The organism is Amycolatopsis sp. NPDC051716, assembly GCF_040681595.1.
Taxonomy (GTDB): Bacteria; Actinomycetota; Actinomycetes; order Mycobacteriales; family Pseudonocardiaceae; genus Amycolatopsis.
Map to the genome: position 1 here is coordinate 239,809 of NZ_JBFAZA010000004.1, position 17,034 is coordinate 256,842.

A 17,034-nucleotide genomic window follows, 5' to 3' on the forward strand; every position below is an offset into this window, starting at 1 on the left:
TTTCTGCCAGAATTCGGGTCATGCGCGCGAGCCGCCTCCTGTCCGTCCTCCTGCTGCTGCAGAACCGCGGCCGGATGACGGCCGAGGAGCTGGCCGAAGAGCTCGAGGTTTCGGTGCGGACGGTCTACCGGGACATCGACGCGCTCTCGGCGTCCGGCGTCCCGGTGTACGCCGATCGCGGCCGCACCGGCGGCTACCGGCTGGTCGACGGCTACCGCACCCGGCTCACCGGGATGACCGAGGAAGAGGCCCAGGCGCTGTCGCTGGCCGGGCTGCCGGTGGCCGCGGCCGAGCTGGGGCTCGGCACGGTGCTGGCGGCGGCGCAGCTCAAGCTGTACGCGGCGCTGCCCGCCGAGCTGCGCGACCGCGCCGGACGCGTCGCCGAGCGGTTCTACCTGGACGTCCCCGGCTGGCACCGGGGCATCGAAAGCCTGCCGGCGCTGTCGGCGATCGCCGACGCCGTGTGGTCGTCGCACCGGATCCGGATCCGCTACGAACGGTGGGGGCAGCGGGTCGTCGAGCGGGAGCTGGAGCCGCTCGGGCTGATCCTCAAGGCGGGTAACTGGTACCTCGCGGGCCGCTGCGACGGCACCGACCGGACGTACCGCATTTCGCGGGTGCTGGAGCTGACCGACCTGGGCGAGGTGTTCGAGCGGCCGGCCGGGTTCGACCTCGCGCGGTACTGGCAGGAGTGGTCCGAGCAGTTCGAACGCCGGATGTACCCGCGCGTCGCGGTGGTGCGCCTTTCTCCTCGGGCGCAGGCTCTCGTACCGTTCTACGCAGGTTCCGTCGGCGCCCGCGCGTTGCGCGAGTGCCGCAACGAGCCCGACGCGGACGGCTGGCTCACCGTGGAGCTGCCGGTGGAGCCGGGCGAACCGGCCATCGGCGAGCTGCTGCGCTTCGGGCCGCACCTGGAGGTCCTCGAACCGGCGGACCTGCGGGCGGAGCTGGCCGAAGCGATCGAAGAGATGGGCGCGTTCTATGGGTGAGCTGAGCGGCATCGCCATCGGGGTCACGGCCGAGCGACGAGCGGACGAATTCATCGCGGCCCTCGAACGCTACGGCGCCGACGTCCGCCACGCGCCGACGATCACCATCGTGCCCCTGGACGCCGACCCCGAGCTGCGCGCGGGCACCGAAGGCGCGCTGGCGGCCCCGGTCGGGTTCACGGTGGTCACGACGGGTGCGGGCTTCCGCGGCTGGCTCGACGCGGCCCAAGGCTGGGATCTGCGCGATCGGCTCGTGGCGGCGCTGGGGGCGTCCCGGATCTACGCCCGCGGTCCGAAGGCGGTGGGCGCGGTCCGCGGTGCCGGCCTGCGCGAGTCCTTTTCGGCCGCCTCGGAGAGCAACGCGGAACTGTTCGAAGCGCTGACCGCGGCCGGGGTCGCCGGCGAGCGGGTCGCCGTCCAGCTGCACGGAACGCCGCTGCCGGAGCTCACCGATCCGCTGGTGCGGGCCGGCGCGTCCCTGGTGCAGGTGCAGCCGTACCGCTGGCATTCGCCGCCGGACGTGACCCCCGTGCACGAGCTGATCGACGCGATCGTGACGGGCGAGCTGGCCGCACTGGCCTTCACGAGTGCCCCGGCCGCGGCGAACTTCCTGACGCTGGCCAGCACGTCCGGCCGCTACGACGAGCTTTTGGCGGCGCTGCGCGGCCCGCTGGTGGTGGCGTGTGTCGGCCCGGTGACGGCGGCCCCGCTGGAGGCGGCGGGCATCGAGACGCTGCAGCCGGACCGCCAGCGCCTGGGTGCGTTGGTGAAGCTGCTGGTCACGAAGCTCGGCAAGGGGTAGTCAGGCCAGCACGGCTTCCCGGGCCACGGCTTCCTCGCTCATCCCTTGCCGCCAGTACCCCGTGAAGCAGATCAGCCGCTTGCCGACCTCGCGCTCCCTCACCAGGTGGCGCCGCACCGACTTCACCACGCCCGCCTCGCCGGACACCCACGCGTACGGCGTCCCACCCGGGAACACCGCTCCCCGCAGCGCCTCCAGCAACGCCTCTCCCAGCGGCCGCGAGCCGCGCAGGATCCAGTGGATCTCCACCGCTCCGCGCGTCTCGAACGTCTGCCGCGCCGCGCGGTCCGCCAGCTCGACGTACACCGAAGCCCGCGCGCCCGGCGGGAGCTGCTCGATGATCGCGCCGATCGCCGGCAGCGCCGTCTCGTCGCCCACCAGCAGCTGCCAGTCGCAAGTCCCAGACGGCGCGTACAGCCCGTACGGCCCGGCGAACGTCACCCGGTCGCCCGGTGCCGCCCGCGACGCCCACGCCGAGGCCGGCCCCGAATCGCCGTGCAGCACGAAGTCGACGTCGATCTCCGCCGCTTCCGGGCGGTGGGCTCGAACCGTGTACGTGCGCATCGGCGGGCGGACGTCGTCCGGCATCGCCAGGTACGTCCGGTACCAGGACATGACGTCGGAGCCGGTTTCCGGCAGCACCGGCGCCTCCTGTCCCGGCAGCGGGAAGAACACCTTGACGTACTGGTCGGGCGCCCCGGCCGGCACCTCGCGGAAACTCTCCGCGGCGAAGGTCGCCCGCACCATGTGCGGCGTGACCGGCCGGATCGCGCTCACCCGGGCACGGTGGTAGGTCAGAGCCTCCTGCGTCGTCATTAGGCGAGGCTAACCTAAGAATATGGAGTTAGAACAGCCCTTCTGGCCCCGTTTCGTCCTCTCCGTCCGGTTTCCACCGGTACTTCCGCAGGTCGACGCGCTGGCCGTCGGCCAGGACACCCTCGGCGCGCAGCCGCTCCAGCTGGTCGTGGACCAGGTGCGGCGCCGGGGTGCCGTTCGCGCGCAGGATCCGGTGCCACGGCAGGTCGTGGCCGTCCTCGGCCAGGATGGCGCCGACCATCCGCGGCGACGGCGCGCCGGCGAGGGCCGCGATGTCGCCGTACGTCGCGACCGTGCCGGCCGGCACGGACTCGATGATTTCCCGCACGCGCTCGTGCAGAACGTCGTCCATACCGACACTCTGCCGTACGGGTACGACACTTTTCGTGGCCGTCCGCCGCACCGCCGGGCGCCTTCACCGAACGAAGCCCCGCTAAGCCGTGCCGGTGCGCCACCCGGGGGACCGGGCGTGGTTCCATCGCGGGGTGAACGGGAGGCGAACGGCGCAGGCGGACGCGCGGCTGGTGCGCACGCCGATCACCGCCACACCCTCGTTCACCTGGGACGAAGGCGCCCGGCGCGTGCTCTCCGCACCCGGCGGGTTCCTCCGCGTGCTCGGCGGCCCGGGCACCGGCAAGACGGCGTTGCTGGCCTCGGCCGCCACCCGCCGCATCGCCGAGGGCGCCGACCCGGAGAGCGTGCTCGTGCTCACCACGTCCCGCAAGTCCGCCGACGCGCTGCGTGCCGACATCACGCGGCGGCTCACCGCCGATCCCGACCTGGAGCGGCCGCTGCCCCGGACCGTCCGCGAGCCGCTGGTGCGCACCGTGCACTCCTACGCGTATTCGCTGCTGCGGCTGGAGGCGATGGCCGAAGAGCTCCCGCCGCCGCGACTGCTCGCCGGGGCCGAGCAGGACGTCGTCGTCCGCGAGCTCCTGGCCGGTGACCTCGACGAAGAGGCCGGATACTGGCCCGAGCAGCTGCGGCCCGCCCTGATGGTTCCCGGCTTCGCCGAAGAGCTGCGCGACCTGCTGATGCGCGCGGCCGAGCGCGGGCTCGGCCCCGAGGACCTCGCCGAGCTGGGCCGCCGCCGCGGGCGCGAGGAGTGGATCGCCGCCGGGCAGTTCTGGGCGCAGTACGAAGAAGTCACGCAGCTGCAGGGCGCGGGCGGCAACGCACTCGGCGTGGCGAGCGCACCCGCGCTGGACGCCGCCGAGCTGGTCACCTCCGCGCTGCTCGCCCTGGAGGACGACGACGAGCTGCGCGAACGCGAGCGCACCCGCGTCCGGCACCTGTTCGTCGACGACGCCCACCACCTCGACCCGCTGCAGACCGGCCTGGTCCGGATGATCGGGCACACCGCGGCCGAGTTCGTCGTGGCCGGCGACCCCGACCAGAACGTGTTCTCCTTCCGCGGCGCCGACGCGAGCCTGTTCGCCGACGCCGACTCGGACGGCAGCCGGACCGTCACGCTCACCACGGCCCACCGGCTCGCCCCGGCCGTGCGGCTCGCGGTGGCCAGGATCGGTGCGACGCTGCCGGGCGCGTCGGCGCACCGCAAGATCGTCCCGCCCGAGGGTGCTTCGGGCGGGAACGTCCGGGTCAGGGTGATGCCGACCCCGGCGGCCGAGGCGAGCTGGATCGCCGATCAGCTCCGCCGCGCGCACCTCGTCGACGGCGTGCCGTGGTCGGAGATCGCGGTGCTCGTCCGGTCGCCCGCACGGACTTTCCTGGTGCTGCAACGCGCGTTGCGCGCGGCCGGCGTCCCGATCGGGTCGGCGACCGAGGAGCTGCCGCTGGCCAAGCAGTCCGCGGTGCGGCCTCTGCTGGCCGTGCTGAAGCTCGCGCCGTCGCCCGAACTGCTCGACATCGACCTCGCGGAAATGCTGCTTTCGTCGTCGCTCGGCGGTGCGGATCCCCTGGCGCTGCGGCGGTTGCGGCGCGGCCTGCGCCGGCTCGAACTGGCCGGCGGCGGCCAGCGCTCGAGCGACGAACTGCTCGTGGAAGCGTTGCGCGGCGGGGACATCCTGGCCGGGCTGGCCGACGCCGAGGCCGAGCCGGTGCGGCGCGTCGGCGGGCTGCTGCGCGTCACGCACCAGGCCGTGACGCGCGGCGAGGGTGTCGAGCAGGTGCTGTGGCAGCTGTGGCGGGAAAGCGGGCTCCAGGACAAGCTGCTGAAGCAGGTCGAGCGCGGCGGGTCACTGGGGGCGCAGGCCGACCGCGACCTCGACGCCGTCGTCGCGCTGTTCGACGCCGCCGGCCGGTACGTCGACCGGCTGCCGCGCGCGAGTGTCGCCTCCTTCGCCGATTACCTTGGCGCGCAACGGATCGCGGGTGACACGCTGGCACCGGCGGCCGTCCCGTCCGACGGTGTCTCGCTGCTCACCGCGCACGCCGCCGCCGGTCGCGAGTGGACGGTCGTCGCCGTCGCCGGCGTCCAGGAGGGCGCGTGGCCGGACCTGCGGCTGCGGGGGTCCGTGCTCGGCGTGGAGCGGCTGAAGGACCTCATGGCCGGGGTCGACGACGACGCCGTCTCCCAGACCGCGCCGATCCTCGCCGAGGAGCGGCGGCTGTTCTACCTCGCGATGAGCCGGGCGAAGCAGACGCTGCTGGTCACGGCGGTGTCGGGCGAGGACGAGCGGCCGTCCCGGTTCCTCGACGACCTGGAGGAGAACGGCGCCGACGACGGCGGGCTCGACTCGCGGATGAAGCCGCCGGGCCGGTCGCTGGTGCTCGCCGAGCTGGTGGGGGAGCTGCGCGAGGTCGTCTGCGACGACAAGGCCGACCCCGCACGCCGTCGCCGGGCGGCGAAGCAGCTGGCACGGCTGGCCGAGGCGCGCGTCCCCGGCGCGCACCCTTCGACGTGGTACGGCCTGCTGCCGGCGTCCAGCGACGAGCCGGTGCACCCGCCGGGCGACCTCATCCGGATCTCACCGTCCACGGTGGAGATCCTGACGAAGTGCCCGCTGCGCTGGATGATCGAGCGCCACGGCGGCAGCGACCCAGCCCAGCTGGCGGCGGTGACGGGGACGCTCGTGCACGGGCTCGCCCAGGCGGTCGCTTCGGGGAGCACGGACGCGGAGCTGCAGGCCGCGCTGGACGAGGCCTGGGTGCGCGTCGACGCGGGTGCGCCGTGGTTTTCCCGGCGGGAACGGCGTCGCGTCGAACAGATGCTGCGGAACTTCACGACCTGGCTGGAGCAGAGCCGGAAGGAACTCAAGGAAGCCGGGGTCGAACAGGACATCGAGGTCGAGCTGCCGGCGGGCGGTTCGGACGAGGTGCGGGTGCTGTTGCGCGGGCGGGTCGACCGGGTGGAGCTGGACGCTTCGGGTCGGCCGGTGATCGTCGACATCAAGACGGGCAAGGTCCCGGTGTCCGGCGCGGAGGCCGAGGCGCACCCGCAGCTGGCGGCGTACCAGCTGGCGGTGCTGCTGGGGGCGATCGAGGGCCGCACCGAGGCCGGCGGCGCGCGGCTGGTGTACGTCGCGAAGGCCAACAACAAGACGGGGGCGACGGAGCGGTCGCAGCCACCGCTCGACGAGGTGGGCGGCAAGCAGTGGCTGGAGCTGGTCCAGAAGGCGGCGGCGTCGGCGGCGGGGCCGGATTACCAGGCTCAGGAGAACCCGGACTGCGACCGGTGTCCCGCGCGCGGGTGCTGCCCGCTGCGCCCCGAGGGGCGGCAGGTGCCGGGGCCGTGAACTATCCGAGCCGTCGCCCCGGTGTCGCGAATGACTCATTCGGGACCTCCGAAGACCCGAATGAGTCATTCGCGGCAGTGCCGAGCCGCGGTGGGGTGCGTCCGTGAGCCCGCTCCTCATCGCCAACCCCGTCGAGCCCGCCGAACTCGCCGATGCCCTCGGCCTGCACCGCCCCACGCCCGAACAGGCCACCGTCATCGCCGCGCCCGTCGAACCCTCGCTCGTCGTCGCCGGGGCCGGGGCCGGGAAGACCGAAACCATGGCCGCGCGGGTGGTCTGGCTCGTCGCCAACGGCATCGTCAGCCCCGATCGCGTCCTCGGCCTCACCTTCACCCGCAAAGCCGCGCGCCAGCTCGGCGAACGCGTCCGGGCCCGGCTCCGCCGCCTCGCCGGCTCGGGCCTGCTCGACCGGCTCGACCCGACCGGCGGCCTGCGGTCCACTGTGGTCGCCGGTGAACCCACCGTCCTCACCTACCACGCCTACGCCGGGCGCCTGCTGTCCGAACACGGCCTCCGCCTCCCGGTCCAGCCCGGTGTCCGGCTCCTCTCCGAAACGTCGTCGTGGCAGATCGCGCACCGGGTGGTGTCCACTTGGGACAACGAACTCGACACCGACCGCGTCCCGCCGACCGTGACCGCGGACGTGCTCACCCTGGCCGGCGAGCTGGGCGAGCACCTCGTCTCCACCGAGCAGCTCGCCGAATACACGACGTGGCTGTGCCGCGTCATCGAGAACGCCCCGCGCGCCAAGGGACAGCGGGCCGCGCTGCCGCAGAAGCTCACCGAAATCATGGCCGCGCAGCACTTCCGGCTCGCGCTGCTGCCGCTCGTCGACGACTACCACCGCCGCAAGCGCAACGAAGGCGCGCTGGACTTCGCCGACCAGATGTCGCTCGCCGCTCAGCTGGCCGGCGGCTACCCGTCGGTCGTGCGCGGGGAACGTGAGCGCTACGGCGCCGTGCTCCTCGACGAGTACCAGGACACCGGGCACGCCCAGCGCGTGCTGTTGCGGGCGCTGTTCGGCGGCGTCGAGAACCCGCCGATGCCGGTCACCGCCGTCGGCGACCCCGCGCAGGCGATCTACGGCTGGCGTGGGGCCAGCGCGGCCAACCTGCCCCGGTTCACCACGGACTTCCCGCGCTTCGACGGCGAACGGCTCGTCCCGGCGCACGAATTCGGGCTGCTGACCAGTTTCCGCAACCCACCGGAAATCCTGGACCTCGCGAACGCGATCGCCGAACCGCTGCGCGCCCGCGGCCTCGGCGTCGAACGGCTGCGGGCGCGCGAAGGCGCCGGGCCCGCGGACATCGCGTGCGCGCTGCTGCCGGACATCCGCGCCGAGCGCGCGTGGGTCGCCGACGCGCTCGCCCGGCGCTGGTACGCCCACCAGGAACAGGCCGGCAAGCCGCCGACCGCCGCGGTGCTGGTGCGGCGCCGCGCCGACATGGCCCCGATCGCCGCCGAACTGCGGGCGCGCGGGCTGCCGGTCGAGGTCGTCGGGCTCGGCGGGCTGCTGGACGAGCCCGAGGTCGCGGACCTCGTTTCGACGCTGAAGGTGCTGGCCGACCCGCTGTCCGGGAGCGCCGCGGCCCGGCTGCTGACCGGTGCGCGCTGGCGGCTCTCGGCCGCCGACGTCGCCGCGCTGTGGCGGCGGGCCGGCGAGCTGTCCAGCCCGGAGAAGCCGGACACGCCGGAACTGGTCGTCGAGCGCGTCGAGCAGGCCGGGCTGATCGACGCCGTCGACGAGCCGGGCGACCCGGCGCGGTACTCCGAGGAGGGGTACAAACGCATCCGGCGGATCGGCTGGGAGCTGGCCGCGCTGCGGCGGCGGCTCGACCAGTCGCTGCCGGAGCTCGTCGCCGACGTCGAACGCACGATGCTCCTGGACGTCGAATCCCTGGCCCGGCCGGGCTCGGCGGGCCGGGCGCACCTGGACGCGTTCGCCGAAGTCGTCACCGACTACGCCGAGACGGCGCCCACGGCGACCCTGCTGTCCTTTGTGGACTACCTGAACACCGCCGCGCACGCCGAAGACGGGCTCACCCCGGGCGAGGTCGAGGTCGTCCCGGACCGGGTGCAGGTGCTGACCGTGCACTCGGCGAAGGGGCTCGAGTGGGAAGTCGTCGCCGTGCCGCACCTGGTGCACGACGTGTTCCCCGGGCGGCGGCGGTCGTCGTCGTGGCTGCGGACCGCGACGTCGCTGCCGGCGAAACTCCGGGGTGACGCCGAGGACCTGCCCGAATTGCGGATCGCCGAAGGCTACGACCGCAAGGAAGTCCAAGAAGGACTCGAGCTGCACGAAGCCGGGTTCGTCGAGCGGGAGCAGGCGGAGGAACGGCGGCTCTGCTACGTCGCGCTGACGCGGTCCGAGCACGCGCTGCTCGTCTCCGGGCACTGGTGGAACGAAAGCAGCAGCCGGGCGAAGGGGCCGTCGGAGTTCCTCACCGAGATCGCCGATGTCGTGCGCGAGACCGGCGCCGGGCAGCTCGCGGAGTGGGCGCCGGAACCCACCGAGGACGACGAGAACCCGCTCGTCTCGGACTCGCGGGCGGCGCGCTGGCCGGTCGACCCCCTCTCCGACCGCCGCACCGGCGTGCAGACCGGCGTGGAGCTCGTGTCCGAGGCGCTCGCCTCGCCGCCGGACGAGGAAGTGTCCGAAGAGGACGACGACCCCGACGGCTGGCTGACCGACACCGACGTCCTGCTGGAGGAGTGGGCGCGCAAGGACGACCACGTCAAGCTGGTCCCGTTGCCGTCGCGGCTTTCGGTGAGCCAGCTGGTCGCCCTGGCCGACGACGCCGCCCGGCTCGCCGCCGACCTGCGCCGGCCGCTCCCGGTGGAACCCAACAGCTTCGCCCGCCGCGGCACGGAGTTCCACGGCTGGCTCGAACGCCGGTTCGCCGGCGACCAGCTCATCGAGATCGACGACCTCCCGGGCGCGGCCGACTTCGGCGAGGCCCCCGACGCGGACTTCGAGGAACTGCAGACGGAGTTCGAGAAGAGCGAGTGGGCGTCGCGGGTCCCGGTGGCGGTGGAGGTGACGTTCTCGGCCGACGTCGAAGGCCTCACCCTGCGCGGCCGCATGGACGCGGTCTTCGCCGACCCCGACGGCGGCTGGACGGTGGTCGACTGGAAGACCGGCGCGGTCCCGCCGGAGTCCCGGATCCCGGCCCTGTCGGTCCAGCTCGCGGCCTACCGGATGGCCTGGGCGGCCCTGAAGAACGTCCCGGTGGAGCAGGTCCGCGCGGCCTTCCACTACGTCCGCGCGAACCGCACGATCCGCCCGGCCGACCTCCTGGACCCGGAAGCCCTCCGCCGCCTCCTCCGCGACCTCCCCGAGGCGTGATCCGCGTACCCGAAGGGTCGGTTCGCGTACCTGAGCAGTCGGTTCGCGTACCTGGACGGTCGGCTCGCAACCGACTCTCCAGGTACGCGAGCCGACTGTCTGGGTACGCGAACCGACCCTCCGGGTCAGGCGTTGTCGCGGACCTTCAGGGCCCAGGCGATCAGCGGCCACTGGAGGGGGAGGCGGGCCCAGGCCATCGCGCGGCGGGGAGCGGGGGCGCGCCGGGCGTCCACGGCCATCTTGACGTTGCCCGGGAAGACGCCCAGGAACAGCAGCGCCGCCGCCAGGCCGCCGAGGCGGCGGGTGCGCGGGGCCGCCACCGCGGCCGCGATGGTCAGTTCCGCCACGCCCGACCCGTACGTCCACGCCCGGCGCGAACCCGGCAGCGAAGCGGGGATCAGGCCGTCGAACGGCTTGGGGACGGCGAAGTGCAGGACGCCCATCGTGCCCAGCACGCCGGCCAGGACGTGGGCGGGCCGTTGCGAGGTTGCCATGAACTCATCGTTTCACGCGGCGGCGCGGTCTCCGGTTCGGCTATCCTCCGGGCGTGAGTGACGCTCGACACGAGCCAGCATGAGGGCCCTCAAACGGTTGCCGCTGGGCAGTCTCACCGATCGGCCCGACCACGAGCTCGTCGGCATCTTGCGGATGCCGGAACTGACGGTCAGCCCGCTCCGCGCGATCGTCAAGCGGATCATCGGTGCGACGCTCGCGCTGCTGGCCACGGTGATCATCGTCTACGTCGACCGGGACGGCTACCGCGACGCCAACGGCGACGGCCTGTCCTTGCTGGACAGCCTGTACTACGCCACGGTCTCGCTGTCGACGACCGGCTACGGCGACATCGCGCCGGCCACGTCGTCCGCCCGGCTGGTGAACGTCCTGGTGATCACGCCGCTGCGGGTGCTCTTCCTCATCGTCCTGGTCGGGACCACCCTCGAGGTGCTCACCGAGCGCTCCCGCCAGGCGTTCAAGATCCAGAAGTGGAGGACGAAGGTGCGCGACCACACGGTCGTCGTCGGGTTCGGCACCAAGGGCCGGTCCGCCGTCAACGCGCTGCTCGGCGACGAGAACATCGCCCCGGGCCAGATCGTCGTCGTCGACACCGACCAGCAGGCCCTCGACGCGGCCAGCGCGCTCGGCCTCGTCGCCGTGCACGGCTCGGCGACCCGGTCCGACGTCCTGCGCGTCGCCGCGGTGCAGCACGCCCGCGCGGTCGTGGTCGCCCCGAACCGCGACGACACGGCGGTGCTCGTCACGCTCACCGCCCGCGAGCTGGCGCCGAAGGCGCACATCGTCGCGTCGGTGCGGGAGGCGGAAAACGTCCACCTGCTCAAGCAGTCCGGGGCCAACCAGGTCGTCGTCTCCAGCGAGACGGCCGGGCGGCTGCTCGGCATGGCGACGTCGACGCCGCTGGTCGTGGACATCATGGAGGACCTGCTGACCCCCGAATCGGGCCTGGCGATCGCCGAGCGGGCGGTCGAGCCGTCCGAAGAGGGCGGGTCGCCGCGGCACCTGTCCGACCTCGTTCTCGGCCTGGTCCGCGACGGCGTTCTCTACCGCGTCGACGCGCCGCAGGCCGACGCCATCGAGCCCGGCGACAAGCTGCTCTACGTCAAGAAGGTCACGCAGGCGGAGAAGATCGAGCGCTGACCAGGGCACCTGGGTTTTGCCCGCGGGATCTGGAACCATGACCAGGTGCCCCCGCGACCTCTCGCCCTCAAGTGGCCCACGGTGGCGATCCCCGCCGCGGCGGGCGTGCTCGTCGTGCTGCTCGCCTGGCTGGCCGGGCCCGGGCTGCTCGGCATCGGCAACGAAGTCCTGGGCGCGCCGGTGCAGGCCGAGGTGACCAAGCCGGCGCCGTGCGACCGGCCGGACGCGAAGGAAACCGTCAAGTTCACCGTCGGCGGGAAGGCCCACGAAGGCACGCTCGACGGCTGCGGGCACGGCCCGGGCGAACGCGTCGAGGTCGCCGTGCCGGACGTGGTGCCGGACCAGGGCCCGGTCGCCGTCACCCTCGCGGACACGTCGATGGGCGCGTCGGACGCCCGCCGCCCGCTCGGCCTGGCGCTGCTGGTGTTCGCGTGCTTCTCCGGCGGGATGTTCGTCTACCTCTGGCTGAGCATCCCGCTGCGGCCCAAGACGGCCAGGCCCACGGCAGTCAGGCCCAAAACCGCTAGCTGACCTCGGACGACGGCGCCGCGAAGGTGTTGCAGTCGGAGATCCGGTTGCTCGTCGCGCCCGCTCGCCACCAGGACGCGTAGTGCGCGTTCGTCCCGTGGTCGTGGCTGCGGGAGGTGTTGTCGCCGCGGGTCTCCTGGTCGTTCCAGGCCTTGTTGTACATGTCGCGGGTGACCGTGCCGCCCTGGTCGACGTGCGCGCCGAGGAACATCCCCGAGAAGCACTGGGCCTGCAGTTCCTTGCGCCGCGACATCTCAAGCCCGGCCGGGCTGTTCTGGCCGGCCTCGTAGATCTTCTGCCAGGCCGCGTCCATCAGCCCGGCGACCTCCTGCACGTGGTGGCCGTACTCGTGGGCGAACAGGGCCAGGTAGACGCCGGGGTTGTTGCCGTACTGGTCGGTCTGCAGGCCGCGGAACGGGACGTACAGGTTGTTTTCGCAGTAGTACGCGGCCGTCGCGATGCCCACCTGGATGGTGCCGCACTCGGTCTCGAAGCTCGCGCCGGTCGGGAAGTGCAGCGACGGCGGGGTGAACGGCAGCTGGTAGGCCGTGAGGAACGGGCCCCACGCCGCGTCGAGGCACTTGCTGGCCGCGGTGAAGAACGCTTCCGCGCCGGCCTGCGTGCTCTGCCAGGCCGGCAGCGTGCAGACGCGGTTCTGCAGCCCGGCGTTGGGGTCCTGCAGGATCGGGTGGTCGGCCAGCTTGAGGATCTTCTGCGGGCCGGTCGGGCTGGGCGTCGACAGCTCGGTCGCCGGGCTCGACGCCGACGCCGGGGCACCCGCGCCGCCGGGTGGCAGCTGCTGCGGGGGGACGTCCTGCGAGGACGGGACGTCGCGGAGGTTCGGGGTGGCCAGGGGGGTGTTGTCGCGGTTCAGGGCCACGATCGCGACCAGGCCGAGCACCAGCACGGCGACCGCGCCGAGGCACACGCCGATCACCGCCGCCGGCGACCGGCGCCTCGGTGCGGACACGGTGTGCGGGCGGCCGAGCCACGGAAGATCCGGTTGCGCATCCGGCACCGGCGGCGGCTGGACGGTCCCGCGAGGCGGTACCTGGCCGGGGGGCGGTTGCGTCACTAGGCAGTCCCGAAGGGTCTCGGTACGGACCGGGGGTACCCGATCCCGCCATTCAGCATATCGGGGGAATGGGTCGGCTCGCACCCGTCCGTGCGCGTGCGGTCACGGCGCACCGACGTCACCCCAGGTCTGGCCGGGTGCAACCGGCTCTGAGAGAGTGAACGCAAGCAGGTACTGCAGGCGAGGGGCTTCGATGACAGACACCGGTGGCGCGCCCGGCGGCGAGGGCGCCGACACGCCGACTCCGAGCCAGGGCATCCCCCAGGCTCCCGCCCCCGGATCGGGTGAGCCGAACCGGCTCGAAGATCACGCCGCGTCACCGGCGACGCCGCCGCGAGGCTGGCAGGCGCCGGACGCGCAGGCCGCACCGCCGAGCCCGCCGCCGGGCTGGCAGCACGGGCCGGGCTACCGGCCGGAGGCGCTGCCGCCGTTCGGCGCCCAGCCCCAGTTCCAGCAGCCGCAGTTCCAGCAGTCGCGCTGGAACCCGCACGGGCTCGGCAAGCCCGGCGTGATCGCGCTGCGGCCGCTCAACATCGGCGACATCCTCGACGGCGCGATCACCACGATCCGCCGGCACGCGCTGCTGGTCCTCGGCATCGGCGCGGTGATGGCGGTGATCGGCGCCGCCGTCACGTTCGTCCTGCAGAAGTACCTGTTCACGGACTTGGAGAGCTTCACGTCGACGGTCCGGCTCGGTCCCGCGGCGACCGAGGAGGAGCTCCGCAACGCCGTCTTCGGCACGTTCGGCGACGCCGTCTTGGTGCTGGTCTCCCAGACGCTGGTCTCGACGTTCCTGCTGACCGTCACCACCGGCCTGATGGCCGCGGTGATGGGTCGCGCCGTGCTGGGCCGCGAGGTCAGCTTCGGCCTCGCCTGGCGCGAGGTGCAGCCGCGGCTGCTGCCGCTGCTCGGCGTGGCGTTCGGTTACGCGCTCCTGACCACCATCGGTGTCATGCTCTGCATCATCCCGGGCGTGCTCGCCTGGGTGTTCTGGGCGCTGGCCGCCCCGGCACTCGTGCTCGAGCGCGGGACGTTCCGGGCGGCGTTCGCGCGGTCGGTCAAACTGGTCGGCGGCGCCTTCTGGCGGGTGCTCGGCGTGCTGCTGCTGGCCCGGATCATCGGGTCGTTCTTCGAAAGCATCATCCAGCTGCCGTTCACCCTCGGCAGCGGCGCGTTCGGCCAGCTGCTCAACCCGACCAAGGTGACCGTGCCGGGTACCGGTGACCTGCTGCTGGCCTCGGCCGGGCAGATCATCGCCGGCACCATCTCGATCCCGTTCATCTCGCTGGTCACCGTGATCGTGTACCTCGACCAGCGGATGCGCCGCGAAGGCATGGACATCGAGCTGGCCCGCGCCGCCGGGGTGCAGCCGCCCCAGGCGTGGTGACCTTCCGGCTCATCGACGTCCCGGTCGACATCGACCGGGACGCGGCCCGCCGCGCGGCCGAACAGGAGCTGTCGGACCCGAAGTACCGCGACGCCCGGCCGGGTTTCCTGCAGCAGATCGGCCAGTGGCTCGGGGAGCAGCTGGAAAAGCTGCTGAACAGCCTGTCCTCGGACGTCCCCGGCGGGATCTTCGGGGTGGTGCTGGTCGTCGCGCTGCTGATCGTGCTCGTCGTGGTGATCCGGCTGCGCACCGGCAAGATGGCCGGCTCGGCGCGGGCCGATCGCGTCGTCTTCGGCGGGCAGCGCAAGAACGCGGCCGACTACCGGCGGGCGGCCGAGGAAGCCGCCGCCGCGGGGCGGTTCGGCGACGCCGTCCGCGACCGGTTCCGCGCCGTCGTGCGGGCTCTGGAGGAACGCGCGCTGCTGGACTCCCGTTCCGGCCGGACGGCGGACGAGGCCGCCGCCGAGGCCGGCCTGCTGCTGCCGAACGTCGCGGAGCAGCTGCGGCAGGGCGCCCGGCTCTTCGACGACGTCCACTACGGCGGCCGCGAAGGCACCGAAGCGGCGTACCGCACACTGACCGAGCTGGACGAACGCTGCCGCCGCGAGCGACCCGTCGCCATGGCGGCCCAGTGAGCACCTCGGTCTCGCCCGACGTACGCCGGATCTGGCGCGGTGCCCGCGTTCCCCTGGCGCTTCTCGTCCTGATCTTCATCGCCGGTGCCCTGCTCCTGCTCGGCCGCGGCGAGCAGACCCACGGCGCCCTCGAACCCGGCTCGTACGAACCCGGTGGCGCGCACGCACTCGCGAAACTGCTGGAGGACCAGGGCGTCGACGTCCGGACCGTGCACACGGCCGCCGAAGCGGACGCCGAAATCGGCGACGACGCCACGCTGCTCGTCACCGCACCCGACCTGGCCCCGGCGAAGCGGTTCGACGCCCTGCGCGAGCGCGCGGCCGACGTCGTCCTGGTGACGCCGGGGGAGCCGACGCTGCACGATTCGCTGCCGCTGGTGCACCAGGCCGGCCACAGCGACGTCGGGACGTTGCCGCCGCAGTGCACGGTCGCCGCGGCGGTCGCGGCGGGCGAGGTCACGCTCGGCGGGATCGGCTACGCCTCGCCCGGTGCGCGCTCGTGCTACCCCGGCGAGGACGGCGGCGGCACGCTGCTGCAGCTCGCCGACGGCGGCGGCACGACGACGCTGCTCGGCTCACCGGCCCCGCTGACCAACGCCCGGCTCGCCGAACAGGGCAACGCGGCGCTGGCGCTGCGCCTGCTCGGCGCGCACCCGAAGCTCGTCTGGTACCTGCCGACCACAGCGGACCCGGCGCTCGACGCCTCCCGCCGGTCGATCTTCGACCTCATCCCGGACGGCTGGTACTTCGGGGCCGCGCAGGCGTTCGTCGCCGTCGCCCTGCTGGCGTTGTGGCGGGCCCGCCGGCTCGGCCCGGTGGTCACCGAGCCGCTGCCGATCGTCGTCCGCGCGGCCGAAACGGCGGAAGGCCGCGCCCGGCTGTACCGGCGGGCCAAGGCGGCCGGGCACGCGGGCGAGACGCTGCGGGAAGCGGCGCGCGGCCGGCTGCGGACCGCGCTGGGCCTGCCGCGCGACGCCGACCCGGCGGCGCTGGTGGAGTCGGTGAGCACGCGGACCGGCAGGCCGCCCCACGACGTCGGCGCGATCCTCTACGGCCCGCCGGTGCCGGACGACCCCGCGCTGGTCCGGCTGGCCGGCGAACTCGATCAGGTGGAACGAGAGGCAGGGCGAACTTGACCAGCGGTACCGAGAACGCGACCGGGGCCCGCGACGCGCTGATCGCGTTGCGCGCCGAGGTCGGCAAGGCCGTCGTCGGCAACGAAGCCGCCGTCACCGGGCTGATCCTGGCGCTGCTCTGCCGGGGGCACGTGCTGCTCGAAGGCGTACCGGGCGTGGCGAAGACGCTGCTCGTGCGGGCGCTGGCGGCGGCGCTGGACCTGGAGACCACGCGCGTGCAGTTCACCCCGGACCTGATGCCCGGCGACGTCACCGGCTCGATCGTCTACGACGCGCACAGCGGCGAGTTCTCCTTCCGGGAGGGGCCGGTGTTCACGAACCTGCTGCTCGCCGACGAGATCAACCGGACCCCGCCGAAGACGCAGTCGTCGCTGCTGGAGGCGATGGAGGAGCGGCAGGTCTCGATCGACGGCAAGTCACGGCCGCTGCCCGACCCGTTCATCGTGATCGCCACCCAGAACCCGGTGGAGTACGAGGGCACCTACCCGCTGCCGGAGGCGCAGCTGGACCGGTTCCTGCTCAAGCTGACCATGCCGGCGCCCTCGCGCGAAGACGAGATCGGAATCCTGTGGCGGCACGCCCAGGGCTTCGACCCGCGCAACCTGGCCGCGGCGGGCCTGCGCGCGGTCGCCGGTGCCCCCGAACTGGCCGCGGCGCGCGAAGCCGTGGCCCGCGTGACGATCGGGCCCGAGGTGATCGGGTACGTCGTCGACCTGTGCCGGGCGACGCGGCAGCTGCCGTCGGTGCGGATCGGCGTTTCCCCCCGTGGTGCCACGGCGTTGCTCGCGGTGACCCGCGCCTGGGCGTGGCTCGCCGGGCGCGACTACGCGACCCCTGACGACGTCAAGGCTCTCGCCCGGCCCGCGCTGCGGCACCGTCTGGACGTCCGGCCGGAGGCGGAGCTCGAGGGCGTCACCGCGGACGGCGTGCTGGACCGCGTGCTCGCGTCCGTGCCCGTGCCGCGCTGAC

Annotated in this window: 14 protein-coding genes; 10 read left to right on the forward strand and 4 right to left on the reverse strand. The window is 73.3% G+C overall.

What is annotated here, in order from left to right:
* The first annotated feature begins 20 nt into the window (after positions 1-20).
* Positions 21-989 carry a YafY family protein gene (locus tag AB0M30_RS07245; protein ID WP_364581014.1) on the forward strand — a complete coding sequence of 323 codons (969 nt, stop codon included), beginning with the start codon at positions 21-23 and terminating at the stop codon, positions 987-989.
* Entirely contained in the window at positions 982-1,791 is an 810-nt protein-coding gene (locus AB0M30_RS07250) for a uroporphyrinogen-III synthase (protein ID WP_364581016.1), read from the forward strand. Before AB0M30_RS07245 ends, AB0M30_RS07250 begins: the two co-directional genes overlap by 8 nt.
* Here the strand turns inward: AB0M30_RS07250 and AB0M30_RS07255 are convergent, their stop codons facing one another.
* Together AB0M30_RS07255 and AB0M30_RS07260 are read right to left on the reverse strand one after the other, a co-directional pair.
* Positions 1,792-2,607 carry a siderophore-interacting protein gene (locus AB0M30_RS07255; protein WP_364581018.1) on the reverse strand — a complete coding sequence of 272 codons (816 nt, stop codon included), beginning with the start codon at positions 2,605-2,607 and terminating at the stop codon, positions 1,792-1,794. It lies immediately after the preceding gene.
* 28 nt (positions 2,608-2,635) lie between these two features.
* The gene (locus AB0M30_RS07260) at positions 2,636-2,959 is read right to left on the reverse strand and encodes an MGMT family protein (protein WP_364581021.1); all 324 of its coding nucleotides are present in this window, start codon (positions 2,957-2,959) and stop codon (positions 2,636-2,638) included.
* A 172-nt stretch (positions 2,960-3,131) separates the two neighbouring features.
* Here AB0M30_RS07260 and AB0M30_RS07265 point away from each other — a divergent pair, with 172 nt between their 5' ends.
* Positions 3,132-6,305, forward strand: coding sequence for an ATP-dependent DNA helicase (locus tag AB0M30_RS07265; RefSeq protein ID WP_364581253.1), 3,174 nt, complete (start codon positions 3,132-3,134; stop codon positions 6,303-6,305).
* Between the two features lie 103 nt (positions 6,306-6,408).
* A complete protein-coding gene (locus AB0M30_RS07270) occupies positions 6,409-9,651 on the forward strand; it encodes an ATP-dependent DNA helicase (RefSeq protein WP_364581023.1) in 3,243 nt (1,080 codons plus the stop codon).
* Positions 9,652-9,776: 125 nt separating this feature from the next.
* On the opposite strand, the gene AB0M30_RS07275 is transcribed toward AB0M30_RS07270, so the two are convergent.
* A complete protein-coding gene (locus tag AB0M30_RS07275; protein WP_360183933.1) occupies positions 9,777-10,145 on the reverse strand; it encodes a hypothetical protein in 369 nt (122 codons plus the stop codon).
* A gap of 79 nt (positions 10,146-10,224) precedes the next feature.
* Here AB0M30_RS07275 and AB0M30_RS07280 point away from each other — a divergent pair, with 79 nt between their 5' ends.
* Positions 10,225-11,304, forward strand: a complete 1,080-nt coding sequence (locus tag AB0M30_RS07280) for a potassium channel family protein (protein WP_360183931.1) — start codon at positions 10,225-10,227, stop codon at positions 11,302-11,304.
* An 81-nt stretch (positions 11,305-11,385) separates the two neighbouring features.
* Positions 11,386-11,835, forward strand: a complete 450-nt coding sequence (locus AB0M30_RS07285) for a hypothetical protein (RefSeq protein ID WP_364581255.1) — start codon at positions 11,386-11,388, stop codon at positions 11,833-11,835.
* Here AB0M30_RS07285 and AB0M30_RS07290 read toward each other — a convergent pair.
* Positions 11,828-12,802, reverse strand: a complete 975-nt coding sequence (locus AB0M30_RS07290; protein ID WP_364581027.1) for a neutral zinc metallopeptidase — start codon at positions 12,800-12,802, stop codon at positions 11,828-11,830. The genes AB0M30_RS07285 and AB0M30_RS07290 overlap by 8 nt on opposite strands.
* A gap of 298 nt (positions 12,803-13,100) precedes the next feature.
* On the opposite strand from AB0M30_RS07290, the gene AB0M30_RS07295 reads away from it, so the two are divergent.
* The 4 genes from AB0M30_RS07295 to AB0M30_RS07310 are packed head-to-tail and all read left to right on the forward strand — an operon-like array spanning position 13,101 to position 17,033.
* Complete coding sequence (locus AB0M30_RS07295) at positions 13,101-14,294, forward strand: hypothetical protein (protein ID WP_364581030.1); 1,194 nt, start codon at positions 13,101-13,103, stop codon at positions 14,292-14,294.
* A complete protein-coding gene (locus tag AB0M30_RS07300; protein ID WP_364581033.1) occupies positions 14,288-14,929 on the forward strand; it encodes a DUF4129 domain-containing protein in 642 nt (213 codons plus the stop codon). The genes AB0M30_RS07295 and AB0M30_RS07300 overlap by 7 nt, the downstream gene beginning before the upstream one ends.
* Positions 14,926-16,065, forward strand: coding sequence for a DUF4350 domain-containing protein (locus tag AB0M30_RS07305; RefSeq protein WP_364581036.1), 1,140 nt, complete (start codon positions 14,926-14,928; stop codon positions 16,063-16,065). Before AB0M30_RS07300 ends, AB0M30_RS07305 begins: the two co-directional genes overlap by 4 nt.
* Positions 16,062-17,033, forward strand: a complete 972-nt coding sequence (locus tag AB0M30_RS07310; RefSeq protein WP_013223047.1) for a MoxR family ATPase — start codon at positions 16,062-16,064, stop codon at positions 17,031-17,033. The genes AB0M30_RS07305 and AB0M30_RS07310 overlap by 4 nt, the downstream gene beginning before the upstream one ends.
* Position 17,034: the final 1 nt, after the last annotated feature.

What these genes read in the sequence shown, in the direction of transcription:
- AB0M30_RS07245 (WP_364581014.1), top strand. Translation starts at nt 21, where the DNA reads ATGCGCGCGAGCCGCCTCCTGTCCGTCCTCCTGCTGCTGCAGAACCGC.
- AB0M30_RS07250 (WP_364581016.1), top strand. Translation starts at nt 982, where the DNA reads ATGGGTGAGCTGAGCGGCATCGCCATCGGGGTCACGGCCGAGCGACGA.
- AB0M30_RS07255 (WP_364581018.1), bottom strand. Translation starts at nt 2,607, where the DNA reads ATGACGACGCAGGAGGCTCTGACCTACCACCGTGCCCGGGTGAGCGCG.
- AB0M30_RS07260 (WP_364581021.1), bottom strand. Translation starts at nt 2,959, where the DNA reads ATGGACGACGTTCTGCACGAGCGCGTGCGGGAAATCATCGAGTCCGTG.
- AB0M30_RS07275 (WP_360183933.1), bottom strand. Translation starts at nt 10,145, where the DNA reads ATGGCAACCTCGCAACGGCCCGCCCACGTCCTGGCCGGCGTGCTGGGC.
- AB0M30_RS07280 (WP_360183931.1), top strand. Translation starts at nt 10,225, where the DNA reads ATGAGGGCCCTCAAACGGTTGCCGCTGGGCAGTCTCACCGATCGGCCC.
- AB0M30_RS07295 (WP_364581030.1), top strand. Translation starts at nt 13,101, where the DNA reads ATGACAGACACCGGTGGCGCGCCCGGCGGCGAGGGCGCCGACACGCCG.